General features: G+C 32.8%; 11 protein-coding genes. All 11 read left to right on the forward strand.

What is annotated here, in order from left to right; translation table 11 throughout:
- The first annotated feature begins 10 nt into the window (after nt 1-10).
- The 11 genes from CHB67_RS16565 to CHB67_RS16615 all read left to right on the forward strand — a co-directional run bounded on the left by CHB67_RS16565 (nt 11) and on the right by CHB67_RS16615 (nt 15,198).
- Entirely contained in the window at nt 11-1,738 is a 1,728-nt protein-coding gene (locus CHB67_RS16565) for an IlvD/Edd family dehydratase (RefSeq protein ID WP_089382924.1), read from the forward strand.
- 9 nt (nt 1,739-1,747) lie between these two features.
- Nucleotides 1,748-2,527, forward strand: coding sequence for an SDR family NAD(P)-dependent oxidoreductase (locus CHB67_RS16570; protein ID WP_089382925.1), 780 nt, complete (start codon nt 1,748-1,750; stop codon nt 2,525-2,527).
- A 46-nt stretch (nt 2,528-2,573) separates the two neighbouring features.
- On the forward strand, nt 2,574-3,422 hold the full coding sequence (locus CHB67_RS16575) for a fumarylacetoacetate hydrolase family protein (protein ID WP_089382926.1): 849 nt from the start codon (nt 2,574-2,576) through the stop codon (nt 3,420-3,422).
- A 75-nt stretch (nt 3,423-3,497) separates the two neighbouring features.
- Nucleotides 3,498-4,916 (forward strand): D-xylose transporter XylE, encoded by a 1,419-nt coding sequence (gene xylE, locus CHB67_RS16580; RefSeq protein WP_089382927.1) that lies wholly within the window; start codon nt 3,498-3,500, stop codon nt 4,914-4,916.
- A gap of 112 nt (nt 4,917-5,028) precedes the next feature.
- The gene (locus CHB67_RS16585) at nt 5,029-7,602 is read left to right on the forward strand and encodes a sulfatase-like hydrolase/transferase (protein ID WP_089382928.1); all 2,574 of its coding nucleotides are present in this window, start codon (nt 5,029-5,031) and stop codon (nt 7,600-7,602) included.
- A gap of 21 nt (nt 7,603-7,623) precedes the next feature.
- The gene (locus tag CHB67_RS16590; RefSeq protein ID WP_089382929.1) at nt 7,624-8,739 is read left to right on the forward strand and encodes an endo-1,4-beta-xylanase; all 1,116 of its coding nucleotides are present in this window, start codon (nt 7,624-7,626) and stop codon (nt 8,737-8,739) included.
- Between the two features lie 21 nt (nt 8,740-8,760).
- Nucleotides 8,761-9,897 carry an endo-1,4-beta-xylanase gene (locus CHB67_RS16595; RefSeq protein WP_089382930.1) on the forward strand — a complete coding sequence of 379 codons (1,137 nt, stop codon included), beginning with the start codon at nt 8,761-8,763 and terminating at the stop codon, nt 9,895-9,897.
- A gap of 972 nt (nt 9,898-10,869) precedes the next feature.
- Nucleotides 10,870-13,110: a beta-glucosidase family protein gene (locus tag CHB67_RS16600; protein WP_089382931.1), complete on the forward strand. Its 2,241-nt coding sequence runs from the start codon at nt 10,870-10,872 to the stop codon at nt 13,108-13,110.
- 60 nt (nt 13,111-13,170) lie between these two features.
- Nucleotides 13,171-13,524 carry a hypothetical protein gene (locus tag CHB67_RS16605; protein ID WP_141119743.1) on the forward strand — a complete coding sequence of 118 codons (354 nt, stop codon included), beginning with the start codon at nt 13,171-13,173 and terminating at the stop codon, nt 13,522-13,524.
- A gap of 18 nt (nt 13,525-13,542) precedes the next feature.
- Nucleotides 13,543-13,806, forward strand: coding sequence for a hypothetical protein (locus CHB67_RS16610; protein ID WP_089382933.1), 264 nt, complete (start codon nt 13,543-13,545; stop codon nt 13,804-13,806).
- Between the two features lie 78 nt (nt 13,807-13,884).
- Nucleotides 13,885-15,198, forward strand: a complete 1,314-nt coding sequence (locus tag CHB67_RS16615) for a T9SS type A sorting domain-containing protein (protein ID WP_089382934.1) — start codon at nt 13,885-13,887, stop codon at nt 15,196-15,198.
- The last annotated feature ends 126 nt before the right edge of the window (nt 15,199-15,324 follow it).

A 15,324-nucleotide genomic window follows, 5' to 3' on the forward strand; every position in this document is an offset into this window, starting at 1 on the left:
AGACAATATAATGAAAAAAGATAAAAAAAGATATAGAAGTCAAGAGTGGTTTGATGCTGCTGATGACAAAACAGCATTTATACACCGTTCTTGGTTACGTAATCAAGGGTTACCTAACGACCAATTTGATGGAAGACCAGTTATAGGTATTTGCAATACATGGTCAGAATTAACACCTTGTAATGCACATCTTAGGGAATTTGCAGAACATGTAAAGAAAGGTGTTTTAGAAGCTGGAGGTTATCCTCTAGAATTTCCTGTAATGAGTATGGGAGAATCTTTAATGCGACCTACTGCTATGCTGTTCCGAAATCTAGGAAGTATGGATACCGAAGAAAGTATCCGTGCAAACCCTTTAGATGGTATTGTATTATTAACTGGTTGTGATAAAACAACTCCTGCCACAGTAATGGGAGCTGCTAGTGTAGATTTACCAACTATTGTAGTTCCTGGAGGCCCTATGCTTAATGGTAAGTACAAAGGAGAGCGTATCGGTTCTGGAACTTTTTTATGGAATATAAAAGATAAAGTTAGCAACGAAGGGTATACCAAAGATGATTTAATGGAGGCTGAAGGGTGCTCCGCAAGAAGTGATGGGCATTGTATGACAATGGGTACAGCTTCAACAATGGCATGTATGGTAGAATCTTTAGGACTTACATTGCCTGGAGCAGCAGCAATACCAGCTGTAGATTCACGCAAAAAATTATTAGCTAGAAATTCAGGAAGACGTATAGTTGAAATGGTGAAGGAAGATTTAACCATTTCAAAAATATTGACTAAAAAAGCATTTGAAAACGCAATTAAGATAAACGCAGCTATTGGTGGATCAACCAATTTTATCATCCATTTAAAAGCGATTGCAGGAAGAGTTGGTGTAGATTTAGATCTTAAAGAATTTGATAGTTTAGGGAGTAATATACCTCTCTTAGTAAACTTAATGCCATCTGGAAAATTTTTGATGGAAGACTTTTTTGATGCAGGAGGACTTCCTGTAGTAATAAAGACAATGAAAGAACATCTTCATAATGATGCCATTACAGTTAATGGTAATCAAATAGGTGAAAATAATGATCGTGCAGCTTGTTATAATGAAGAAGTAATAGCACAAGTTAACAAACCGTTTAAAGAAGCTTCGGGTATTGCTGTGCTTTACGGAAATCTTTGTGAAAACGGAGCTATAATCAAACCTTCAGCAGCAACTCCTGAGTTAATGGTGCATAGAGGAAGAGCAATTGTGTTTGAAACGGTAGAAGATTATCATACACAGGTAGACGATCCAGATCTTGATATTGATGAAAACAGTGTTATTGTTCTTAAAGGAGCAGGTCCTGTAGGATATCCAGGAATGCCAGAAGTAGCCAATGTTGATTTACCTGAAAAAATATTAAAGAAAGGGATTAAAGATATGGTTAGAATATCTGACGGAAGAATGAGTGGTACTGCTTTTGGAACAGTTATACTTCACGTGTCACCAGAATCTGCTGTAGGTGGAACTTTAGCAGTAGTAGAAACAGGAGATATGATTGAATTGAATGTGCCAGAACGAAGGTTACATCTTGATATTTCAGAAGAAGAACTTATAAAGAGAAAGGCAGCATGGACTCCAAGTGAACCTGCTTTGAAAAGAGGATATGTTAAAATGTATACAGACCATGTGCAGCAAGCGCATTTAGGAGCAGATTTAAATTTTTTAAACGGGAAATCAGGTAGTGGAATACCAAGAGATTCACATTAATATATAGTAATGAGCATATTTAATTTAAAGGGTAAAACAGCAATTGTTACTGGTGGTAGTAGCGGTATTGGAAAGGCTATTAGTTTGGCTCTAGCACAACAAGGAGCTTCTGTTTATATATTAGACATGGACGAGAAAGGTGCTGCTGATACGGTTGAAAACATTCAAAACAAAGGAGGGTTTGCAGTATATAAAAAGTGTAACATAGCTATTAAAGATGATGTAGAACTAGCTATAAAGGATGCTGCAAAACTAGAAGGAAGGTTAGATATTATTATTAATAATGCAGGTATTGCACATATTGGAAACCTAGAGCAAACATCTTCAAATGATTTTGATAAATTGTTTGCGGTGAATGTTAAGGGAATGTATTATGTAATGCAAGCGGCTATTCCATTTTTAAAATCAAATGGAGGTGCCATTTTGAATATGGCATCTATAGCTGCTAATGTAGGGATAAAAGATAGATTCGCTTATAGTATGACTAAGAGTGCTGTAGTAGGCATGACATTATCGGTTGCAAAGGACTACTTGTCTTATAATATAAGATGTAATTGTATTTCACCAGGTAGAGTACATACGCCTTTTGTTGATGGGTTTTTGAAGAATAACTATCCAGGTGAGGAAAAAGTTATGTTTGATAAATTATCAAAATCCCAACCAATTGGTAGAATGGGACGTCCAGAAGAAGTTGCTAATCTGGCTCTTTATTTATGTTCAGATGAAGCATCATTTATTACAGGTAGTGATTACGCTATAGATGGAGGATTTACTCGTTTGAATAACTAATAGATAAAATAAGAAAACAAAATTTAATTATTAAAATAAAAAAAATATGAAATTAATTCGTTTCGGAGAGTCAGGTAATGAAAAACCAGGAGTTTTAATAAATGGTGAACGCAAAGATTTGTCTTCTGTATTCCAAGACTGGGATAGACAGTTTTTTCAAAATGATGGGTTGAAAATATTAAAGGAATATATTAAAAACCCTTCAGTATTTCCAACGATAGATGATGCTGAACGTTGGGGAGCATGTGTTGCTCGTCCAGGTAAAGTAATTTGCATTGGTTTAAATTATTCAGACCATGCTGCCGAATCTGGAATGGCAATTCCTGAAGAACCTATTATATTTCAAAAAGGATCAAATACTGTTGTTGGACCTTTTGATAATATTCTTATTCCACGAAATTCTGTGAAAACAGATTGGGAAGTAGAATTAGGTGTAGTTATCAGTAAAGATGCTCGGTATTTGAATTCTGTAGAAGATGCTAAAGATTATATCGCGGGATATTGTACATCTCATGACGTCTCTGAAAGAGCATTTCAGTTAGAAAGAGGTGGTCAATGGACTAAAGGGAAATCTTGTGATAATTTCAATCCATTAGGACCATATTTATCAACAACAGATGAGGTTGCGAATGTTCAAAACTTAAAAATGTCTTTGTCAGTAAACGGTGTTCAAAAGCAGACTGGAAATACAAGTTTTATGATTTTTGATGTTTATCATGTAATTCATCACTTATCTCAATTTATGACATTAGAAGCAGGAGATATTATCAATACAGGAACTCCTCCAGGTGTAGGTTTAGGTTTTGATCCACCTCAATATTTAAAAGAAGGAGATGTTGTTGAACTTGAAATCGAAGGTTTAGGAAGTCAAAAACAAAGCTGTATAAACGCTTAATCTTCATTCTATTTTACAATCCTGATATAAAAATTATTTTAATGAAGTACTAATATAAAGCCAATTAAAAACAATATGGGAGCAACAATAAAGAATTCAAAGTATCTAATCAAATTGACATTGGTAGCCACAATAGGAGGTATGTTGTTTGGGTATGATACGGCAGTAATATCAGGAACTGTGGGTTCTTTGGAAAATTTCTTTATTACACCCTTTGGTTTAGATGAAATGGGTGCTAATTCCCTTTTAGGGTTAGTAGTTTCCAGTGCATTGATTGGATGTGTTATAGGAGGATTTTCAGGAGGTCTTGTTGCTAAAAAATTAGGGCGTAAAAATGGACTTATTCTTGCAGCATTACTATTTATAATTTCAGCGCTTGGTTCGTCTATGCCCGAAATGTTTATGAGACCAATAGGAGAAGGTGATCATACGTTTATTTATGTGTTTATTGTTTATAGAATTATTGGAGGTATGGGGGTTGGTTTAGCTTCAATGCTTTCGCCATTATACATCTCTGAGATAGCGCCAGCAAAAATAAGAGGTAAGTTGGTGTCTATGAATCAATTCGCTATAGTTTTTGGTCTGTTAGCTGTTTATTTCGTGAATTATTTTATTGCCGAACAAGGTGATGATTCTTGGCTTTATACTGTTGGATGGCGTTGGATGTTTGCTTCGGAAACCATACTCGCGGGATTATTTTTAATCATGTTGTTTTTTGTTCCTGATACGCCTAGATCATTGGTGTTAAAAGAAAAAAAAGAAGAGGCGCTTACTATTTTAACTAAACTAAATGGTGAAACAGAAGGAAAAAAAATACTGATAGATATTCAAAATACAGTAGTTCACCATTCAGGGAAAATATTCTCTTTTGGCCCTAAAATTATTGTTATAGGAATATTGTTATCGGTTTTTCAACAATTTGTAGGTATTAATGGTGTGCTATATTATGCGCCAGAAATTTTTAAAAGCATGGGGTCAGCTACCGATGTTTCGCTAATGCAAACTATAGCTGTAGGAGCTACGCTATTAATTTTTACAATGCTAACTATTCTAACTATCGAGAAGTTTGGAAGAAAACCGCTAATGGTTTATGGTGCTTTGGGTATGGCCATTTCAATGTTTGCACTTGGTACTACCTTTTATTTTGAAATAACAGGTATTACCGCAGTAGTATTAATGTTGCTTTATGTTGCATTCTTCGGATTTAGTTGGGGACCAGTTGTATGGGTATTATTATCTGAAATATTTCCGAATAAAATTAGAGGGAAGGTAATGGCAATAGCAGTTGCTGCTCAATGGGTTTCTAATTATTTGGTGTCATGGACATTTCCTATGATGGATAAAAACACTTATTTGTTAGAAAAATTTCATCATGGTTTTGCTTATTGGATTTATGGGGTGATGTCACTATTAGCTATGTACTTTGTTTGGAAGTATGTGCCCGAGACAAAAGGCAAGACATTGGAAGAAATGGAAGAATTATGGAAAAAATAGCAATTGAAATAATTAAGATTAAAGAAGTACGAATTTACAATATCTAATTTTTCTGGTTAACACCAGTGTTATAAAAATTTCAATCATTTAAAAACTTACAATAAAAATATTTATGAAACAGTTCATCACATTATTAACAATTCTTGTTTTTGCTTCAAATCTATTGGCGCAAAAAGTTGAGAATGCACAAAAACCTAATATCATTTTTATAGCAATAGATGATTTAAAACCTACTATAGGTGCATTTGGTGATACTTATGCTAAAACGCCAGCAATGGATGAATTGGCTAAGCGTTCTACAATTTTTACAAATAACCATACACAACAAGCAGTTTGCGGACCGTCGAGAGCTAGTTTAATGACAGGTAAACGTCCAGATTATACTGGAGTGAAAGATTTAAAAACCAGAATGAGGGATGTAAACCCTAATATAGTAACGATACCACAATATTTTAGACAAAACGGTTATACGACTGTTGGTGTTGGTAAAATTTATGATCCTCGTTGTGTAGATAAAGAAACTTTAGATGCAGCATCTTGGAGTATTCCGTTTGTAAGAGAATGGCAATTATCGTATCCAGAAGAATTTGGGAGACCAGCTTTAGGATATTATCAAGAAAAGTCAAATAAAAAAGTAATTGAGAAGCTTTATAAAGAAGCAAAAGATAAAGGTGTAAAAAATACGTATGTTTATGTAACGGATCGTTTTAAACCTCCTTTTGAAAAAAGTAATGTATCAGATAATGCTTATATGGACGCTGCTATTGCAAATAGAGCCATTGATTTAATGGATGATTTGAGTAAAGAAACAACTAAACCGTTTTTTCTTGCAATTGGTTTTAAACGACCACACTTACCTTTTGTAGCGCCAAAAAAATATTGGGATTTATATGACAGTATCAATGTACCAGTCGCTGCTTATCAAAAAATGTCTAAAAATAGTCCTAAGGTAGCTTATCACAATTCAAATGAAATGAGCGCGTATATTGCTCCTGGTATTGAATATGAACTTGATGAAAATCAACTTTTAAGAATGGATGAAGACTTCCAAAAAGAATTGATAAGAGGTTATTATGCTTGCACTAGTTTTGTTGATGCTCAAATAGGAAAAATAGTAGATGAGTTAAAAAACAAAGGTTTAGACAAAAACACCATTATAGTTGTTTGGGGAGATCACGGATGGCATTTAGGAGATCATAGCTTATGGAATAAACATTCAAATTTTGAGCAAGCTACCCGCTCTCCGCTAATAATATATTCTCCACATAGCAATAAATCCATAGAGGTGAATTCACCTACAGAGTTTGTTGACATTTTTCCAACACTTTGTGAATTGTCGGGTTTATCTGTGCCAACAAATTTAGATGGTGAAAGTTTGATTAAATCAATGAATAAGTCATCACATACCAGTAAAAAATATGCCGTAAGTCAATGGCCTAAAGGAGACGTTATGGGCTATAGTTTTAGAACTGATGATTACAGATATACCGTTTGGGTTAAGGGTAAAGAAAGTATGGATGCTATTAATTCTAAAGATATAGTTGCTCAAGAATTATATGATTATGTAAAAGATCCTTTAGAAACTGTAAACCATTTTGGAGAAAAAAAATACAGAACTATTCAAGATAAATTAATTGGTTATTCTGAGGGATATTTCACTTCAGAAAAAATAAAATTTAAGAAAAGTAATGAAAAGGGGCTAAAGGTTGGTGCAACACTTAATTATCGTGAGTTAAATACTATTAAAGAGGAATTGTATTTAAAGGATTTTAAATATTTAACACCAGCCAATGCCGCCAAACAACAAGTAATTCATCCGACTCCCAAAGATTGGAATTGGAAACCTGTAGATGATTTTATTGCGTTTTCTAAAAAAAACAATCTAGAAGTTCGTTTACACGGACCTATAAGTCCGCAGGCATCAAAATGGGCAAAAGAAGATCACCGAACTGCTGAAGAATTAGAGTTGAATATGACTGAGTTTGCAACCGCATTTGCAATGAAGTTTAATAATGAACCTATAGTAAAGTGGATGGATGTGGTAAACGAGACCATATTAGCAACAGGTAAATGGTTAGGAGATAAACCAGGAACAGATAGTTGGGAAAACCCATGGTTTAAAATGGGAGTAGATGAAAACGGATACCCACTTTTTATTCTGAAGGCTTTTGATATTGCTACAAAATATGCACCTAACATTAAATTGGTTTACAATCAAAATGGAGGTATGCAAACTGAATTGTGGGATAAGGTAAAAGAAACCGTTTTGTACCTGCGTTCAAAAGGATATCGTGTAGATGGTATTGGATGGCAAGCACATATACTTTTAAGTCCTACAACATTCGCATGGGTCGAAAATACTGATGAGGAGGCAAAAAAATTAGCTGATTTAATTGATTGGGCACACCAAAATGATTTAGAATTCCATGTTACGGAACTAGATTATTTTGTTGAAGATTCAAATAATATTGATGCTGCTTATAAAAAACAAGCTGAGGTTTATCAAAAAATTGTAAATGTTTTAAAAGAAAAGTCAAAAACAGGGGGAGTAACATTAAATCTTTGGGATATGGGAGAACGATTTAAGAAAGACAAAGGGTATTTCCATTCTATTTATGATGCAGAGTTTAAACCGACCCCAGCCTATAAAACGATTATAGATGCTCTTGAATATCAAAATAAATAAAACATTTTCAAACAATAAAATATGAAAGTTAAATTATTATATACATCGACAATAGCATTATCGTTATCGTTATTCGTTTTGTGTGGAAATTCTAAAGATAATTCATCAATAAAAGAAGAAAATCCACCAATTATAAATAAAGAGAATTTTATTATTGGGGCTACATTAAACCATAGAGAGTTAAAGACGATCAAGGAGGAATTGTTTTTAAAGGATTTTAAATACTTAACACCAGCCAATGCTGCAAAGCAAGAAATAATTCATCCTACTCCCAATGTTTGGAATTGGAAATGGGTTGATGATTTTATTGACTTTTCTAAAAAACACGATTTACAACTTCGTTTACACGGGCCAATAAGTCCACAATCTTCAAAATGGGCAAAAGAAGATCATAGAACCGCTGAAGAATTAGATCAAAATATGACCGAATTCTTAACGGCTTTTGCAATGAGATTTAACAATGAGCCTACAGTAAAATGGATGGATGTTGTGAATGAAACTATTATTGAAAAAACGGGTAAATGGTTAGGTGACAAACCAGGAGTGGATGCTTGGGAAAATCCATGGTTTAAAATGGGTGTTGATGAAAATGGTTACCCACTTTTTATTTTAAAAGCTTTTGAAATTGCGACAGAACATGCTCCAAATATTAAATTGGTTTACAACCTGCAAGGTGGTATGCAAGCTCCAATGTGGAATAAACTAAAAGAAACTGTTTTATACCTACGTTCAAAAGGTTCCCGTGTTGATGGAATAGGTTGGCAAGCTCATATAATGTTCAATAACAACAGTAGTGGATTTGTGGTAAATATGGAAGAAGAGGCAAAGAAATTAGCAGATTTAATTGATTGGGCACATCAAAATGATTTAGAATTCCATGTTACTGAACTGGATTATTTTGTAAAGGACTCAAATAATCTAGATGCAGCATATAAGAAACAAGCTGAGGTGTATCAAAAAATAGTTGATATTTTAATCGAAAAGTCGAAAAATGGAGTAGTTACCTTAAATCTTTGGGATATGGGAGAGCGATTCAAAAAAGATAAAGGGTACTTCTATTCGATTTATGATTCAAAATTTGAACCTACTCCAGCATATAAAACTATTATAAATGCTCTTGAATATCAAAATAAATAAAACATTTTAAAATAACTAAATATGAAATTTAAATTATTATCTATATCGACAGTAGTATTATTGTTATTGGTTTCTTGTGGTGATTCTAATGATGATACACAGGTAGAAGAACAAGAAACAGAAGCACCATTCGTGGTGAAAAAAGAAAATTTGATTGTTGGTTCTACACTAAATCTACGTCAGTTAAATACACCAGTAGAGAAATTATATTTAGATGATGGTTTTAAATATTTAACACCAGCCAATGCAGCAAAACAACAAATTGTAAAACGAGATAATAAAGAATCTAGTTGGGATTGGAGTTGGATAGATGCCCATATTGCATTCGCAAAAAAACATAATTTAGAGATTCGTGTGCACGGACCAATAAGCCCTCAAGTATCTGAATGGACAAGAGAAGATATTCGTACAGCTGAAGAGTTAGAAAAAAATATGACCGATTTTTTAATAGCATCTTGTAAAAAGTATAATGTAGAGCCTACAATTAAATGGATGGATGTAGTAAATGAAACTATAACTACAACTGGCGAATACAATCCGAACAAACCAGGAACGGATGCTTGGGAAGTTCCTTTTTATAAAATGGGGCTAGATCAGAATGGTTATCCAAATTACATTTTAAAAGCATTTCAATTGGCTACAGAGCACGCTCCAAATATAAAATTAGTTTACAATCAAAATGGAGGGTTACAAGATGCTTTGTGGGATAAATTGAAGAAAACCGTTTTGTATATTCGCTCAAAAGGGCATCGTGTAGATGGTATTGGGTGGCAGGGTCATATCAATTATTTTAATAAAAATGTAAATGGAATTTTAGTAGATCCTGAGGAAACAGTACAAAAATTAAGTGATTTAATTGATTGGGCACATGCTAATAATTTAGAATTTCATATTACAGAAATAGATTATCAAGTAAGGGATAATAAAAATTTTATACTAGAAGTTAATCGTCAAGCTTTAGCTTATAAAAGGATAGTTGAGGTTTTGGAAAGTAAAACAGCAACAGGAGTGGTAACCTTAAATCTTTGGGATATGACAGATAGATTACACCCAGATAAAGGAACTTTTATTTCTATTTATGATGAAAACTTAAAGCCAAGACCTTCTCATAAAGTTATTAAAGCTGCATTTGATAATTCAAAACACAGTAATAAATAAGAAACAGGAACATTAATTTATTAGCCTCAAGCAATGGTCTAGAGTTTCAAGTAACGGAATTAGATTATAAGGTCGATGATAAACTAAGTATAGATGAGAATTATGAGAAACAAACTAGAGCTTATAACAGTATATCTCATACTTTTCATTCTAAGGAATCTACAGGAGTTGTAAGCCTGAACATATGAGTAATTCTAGGAAGAAACACCTAATGGGAATGATTTTATTTCCCTGTATGGTGATAATTCTGATCCTTTTCCAGCTTATGCCATTATTAAAAAAGTTTTGGGTGATAGTAAAAGAGAATAATTTAAGACCTGAACTCCATTAATAAAGGATAAGTAATTGATTAGTTTTAGGATTTTCAGACTTTAATATAGGTTTTTTTGCGGAAAATTATAAGCATTTTTTCAACTGATGAAAAGTTGACGAATAATTGACGTGTACAATCCTCAACTTGATACTTTTTTCGAGTTTTTTTCTCTTACTTACTATTATTTCTTCATGTAATGATCAAAGTGTTTCTTGGCTTTAATGCTACTTGTTGGTTTTTTGAAATGTTAAATAAAAAATAGCTGCGGCGATTTATTTTCAGTGAGTTATGTCTTTTTTGTTGAAGCTTTAAAGGGTGTTTTGGGTAAAAAATCATTTAACCCTATACAAGAACCATAACACCCTTTGTTAATTAAGCTCTATCAGTAATATTGTAATATGTTATACTAAATCAGACTTAAGTTGATTCTATAAGAAAGACCAAATTAATTTAATAATGCAGTTTTTTTAGTGAAAATAATAGAGGCTACTCCGATTAAATTAAATAGTTCTTCGATGATTCAAAATAAAACAAAAATGAAAAGAAACTTTTATAGCTATTTACGATATAGATGGTAAACACCTAAGTGTAAGTATATGAGGTTATTAAAGGCGCATTCAATAATTCAAAACAACACAAGAAATAATAAATATTTTTAAATGAAAAATAAATTTTTATACACATTAGTTATAGTAGCATCTGTTTTCATAACATCTTGTAAAGATGGGAAATCGTCAAATGAAGTTTCTGAAGTTATATCGGTAGTAGAATATAAAGGAAGTCCGATTACTACTGAATTTGATGCTAAAATAGATAGTTTAATAGCTCAAATGACTATTGAAGAAAAAGCAGGAATGTTACATGGTAATAGCATGTTTGCTACAAAAGCAATAGAACGTTTAGGAATTCCTGAGTTAACAATGGCCGATGGACCTTTAGGTGTAAGGGAAGAACTTTCTCTAGACTCATGGAAACCTGCAGGATGGGACAATGATTTTGCGACATACTATCCAGCTAGTGGTGCATTAGCAGCAACCTGGAATACAGAACTTTCTTACCTATTAGGAACAAGTATTGGAGAAGAATCTATTGCTAGAGATAAGGACGTTTTATTATCACCAGCAATTAATATTATTAGAACACCTTTAGGAGGAAGAACATACGAGTATTTCACAGAAGATCCGTTTTTAAATAAAAAACTTACAGTGCCTTTTATTGTTGGTGTTCAGGAAAATGATGTTGCGGTATGTGTAAAGCATTTTGTAGCTAACAATCAAGAAACAAATAGAAATTTTGTTGATGTTCAAATTGATGAAAGAACCTTACGTGAAATTTACTTCCCAGCTTTTGAAGCAGCAGTAAAAGAAGCAAATGCTTATAGTTTTATGGGGGCTTACAATAAGTTTAGAGGTGAGTATTTATGTGAAAACGGTCCTATGTTAAATAGTGTTTTAAGAGATGAATGGGGATTTAATGGTGTTGTAATTTCAGATTGGGCTGCCGTTCATGATACTAAAAAATCAATTGAAAACGGTCTTGATATTGAAATGGGAACTCATAAACCATTTGATGAATATTTTTATGCCAATCCTCTTATTGAAAAAGTGAAATCTGGAGATATAGATGAAGCAGTTTTAAATGAACGTGTAAAAAATGTATTGCGCTTAATGTTTACGTTGAAAAGTGTTGATGATAAAGGTCGCGCTAAAGGAAGTATTAATACTGAAGACCATTTTAAGGATGCTTATGATATAGCTGCCGAATCTGTCGTATTGCTTAAAAATCAAAACAATTTATTGCCAATAAAAACTAACGGTATAAAAAGTATAGCAGTAATAGGAAGCAATGCTAAAAAGAAAAATGCTTTAGGAGGTTTTGGTGCGGGAGTAAAAACAGAAAGAGAAGTTACACCATTACAAGGACTTCAAAATAAGCTTCCAACATCAATAACCATAAATTATGCTGAAGGGTATTTAGAGCGTTATTCAAAAACAGCGAAAAACAAGCTTGGTGTTATTACACTAAAAAGTCCGGTTACTATTGATAAGTTAGAACCAGAAATGGTTGCAGCTGCTATTGAAGCAGCCAAAAATTCTGATATAGCCATTGTTTTTGCAGGTTCAAATAGAGATTTTGAAACTGAATCTTCAGATAGGGTTAGTTTAAGATTACCATTCGCACAAGAAGAATTAATTGAAAAAGTACTGGCTGTTAATCCAAATACCATCGTAGTAATGATTGGTGGAGCGCCTTTTGATATTGAAAATATTAGTAAAAAATCAAAGGCTTTAATTTGGAGTTGGTTTAATGGTTCTGAGGGCGGTAATGCTTTGGCAGATGTTATTTTAGGAAATGTGAATCCTTCAGGTAAATTACCTTGGACCATGCCTGTAAAAATAGAAGACTCTCCTGCTCATGCTACAAATAGTTTTCCTGGAGACCAAACGGTTATTTATGAGGAAGGTATTTTAGTAGGTTACCGTTGGTTTGACACTAAGAAAATAGAACCGTTATATCCTTTTGGCTATGGTATGTCTTATACAGATTTTAAGTTTTCAGATTTAAAAACAAATAAAGAGACATATACAACTGAAGACATCATTGAAGTTACTTTTAATATTGCAAATGTTGGTAACATAGATGGTAAAGAAGTGGCTCAACTATACGTTTCAAAACCTAATTCATCAGTTGAAAGAGCAGCGCAAGAATTAAAAGGTTTCAAGAAAGTATTGATTGAAAATAAAACTACAGAAAATGTCACAATCCAACTACCTGTAAAAGAATTGGCGTACTATAATGTTGTTGATAAAGCATGGGTGGTTGAACCAGGAACATACATACTTAAAATAGGGAATTCATCAAGAGATATTAAAACAGAAATCTCCATAAATATTAAATAATCAAATTAATAACAAACGTAAGAAAATATTTTTTTACGAAATTTTAAATATTTAAATATCATGAAAATCAGAACCAAAATTATCACTTGTTTATTAGTTATCGGATCAATTATCTCGGGCTTTGCTCAGTCTGATCATATTATGAAACAAGCAGATAAACTCGTTATAAACATGAACGAAGATATTGTTGGACAAGATAAGTCTTCTGCATTATCAGATGCTCAAAAATCTAAAATTAAAACGCTTCAAGTTGATAGATTAGAAGCGTTAGCGAAAATAAGAAAAGATGGTGGAAGTGAGGAAGATAAGAAGGCTACAAATAAGGCTTGTTATCAAAAAATATATAAAGATATTTTATCACAAAAACAGAGATTGGCAATGAAGGAAGCTAACGAAAAAAAGAAGAAAAAATAGTTTTAGACAAAATTTAAAATGAAACGTTTAAAGGAATACTTACTGGGCTTTTTACTATTGCTGGCAAATATAATTTTTGCTCAAACTACACCACAACAAATGGTAAGTAGTATGGGCAGGGGAATTAACATGGGTAATGTCTTATCAGCACCAGTTGAGGGTAATTGGGCATCAGCATTTACAGAAAGTTATTTTGAAGATGTGGCTAAGGCAGGCTTTAAAATAGTACGTATTCCAATATATTTTTTTGGAGATAGAACTTTAGGAAACACGTCTATTTAAAATAGATTGAAATGATAATTCCCTGTTTGTTAGTGAATAATTACAAACTAAATATTAATTTTTTAAAACAAATAAATCATGAAAAAAATTACCTTATTAGCTGCTTTATTAGTAGCATTTATTACAAACGCACAAAAAGTGTATGACTTTACAGGAAGTCAAAATCCAGGTTCATGGGCCAAACAAGGAGGCGGTGGTCTTCTTGATAATCCTAATGGTGTTGTAACATCAGCAGAGGGATTAGTTCTAGAATTTCGCAATAGTGGTTTAATATATTTAACAACTACTGATCCTGCAGAAGCAGCATATGTTTCCAAACCTGGAGATTTAATGCGTATAACATTAATTAACAATAATACAGAGGTAGATGTTTTAGGTCCTTTAAATGACAGAAACGATGCTACTGGTGGCATTCAATTTTATGCAGTTAATAACGATTTAGTGCCAGCTGCAACCGTAGGAGCAGGTATTGAGCAAGTTGTTACTGTAGCTTTAACGGCCAACTATAAGAATGATAATGGAGATGGTACTCTTAATGATACTGATGGTGTTGAAAATATGGAGCGTGTTGGTTTAAGAATGGGAGCTACAATTGGTATGGTAGGTAGCAATCCTTTTTTAACACAGACTAGTGCTGATGCAGGTAACATCATTATCAAGAAAATTGAAATTTTGAGTGCAGGTACATCGGTTAAAAATAATTACAATTTTGCTTCTGATGATATTACTGGCTTTACAAGTACTAGTTCGGCATCAGGGAGTGTTGCAGACGGTGGTAACACCATAAATTATTCTACAGGAACTTCAGGGGCTCAATATCCTAAATTGGCACAAACTTTTTTTGCAGTTAATGCTAGTGCTAATCAGTATGTCCATATTGTTGTTGAGGATAATACAACTGATGCGAATGAAATAAGATTTCAACTTATAAATCCTGCAGGTGGTGTTTTCTCTTATAATAACGATATAGGTGTTTTAAATAATGGAGCGCCTACTTTATTAGAATTAGATTTAACTACTATACCAGAATGGACAGGTAATTATGTTGGATGGAATATTATGTTTACAAAAGGTGGTGCTGCTGTTAGTGATGGCGTAATAAAAATAGCTAGTATTGTATTTGATAATGACTCTGGAACATTAGGTACAAATGATTATGCTTTTAATAACGTTGCAGTATACCCTAACCCAACAAGTGGTATTTTAAATATTGAAGGAGTTAATGATATATCTAGCGTTAAATTATTTGATATAACTGGAAGAAAAATTTTGGAAACTAGTAATTTGAGTAATAATCAATTGGATATTAGTATTTTAAATTCAGGTGTGTACATTTTGAGTATTGAAGATTCAAATAAAAATGTATTGGTAAAAAGATTTGTTAAAGAATAGGATCATCATTTAAATTAAAAAAATTATGCCATTTTTCTGGCTTGTTTCGTCGAATTTTCGACTATAAAATACTAGTGGTTTGGTTATTCAAAATTGGCTATCGAAGCTATTCTTAGCTAAGATAGC

Source organism: Lutibacter agarilyticus, assembly GCF_900188235.1.
Taxonomy (GTDB): Bacteria; Bacteroidota; Bacteroidia; order Flavobacteriales; family Flavobacteriaceae; genus Lutibacter; species Lutibacter agarilyticus.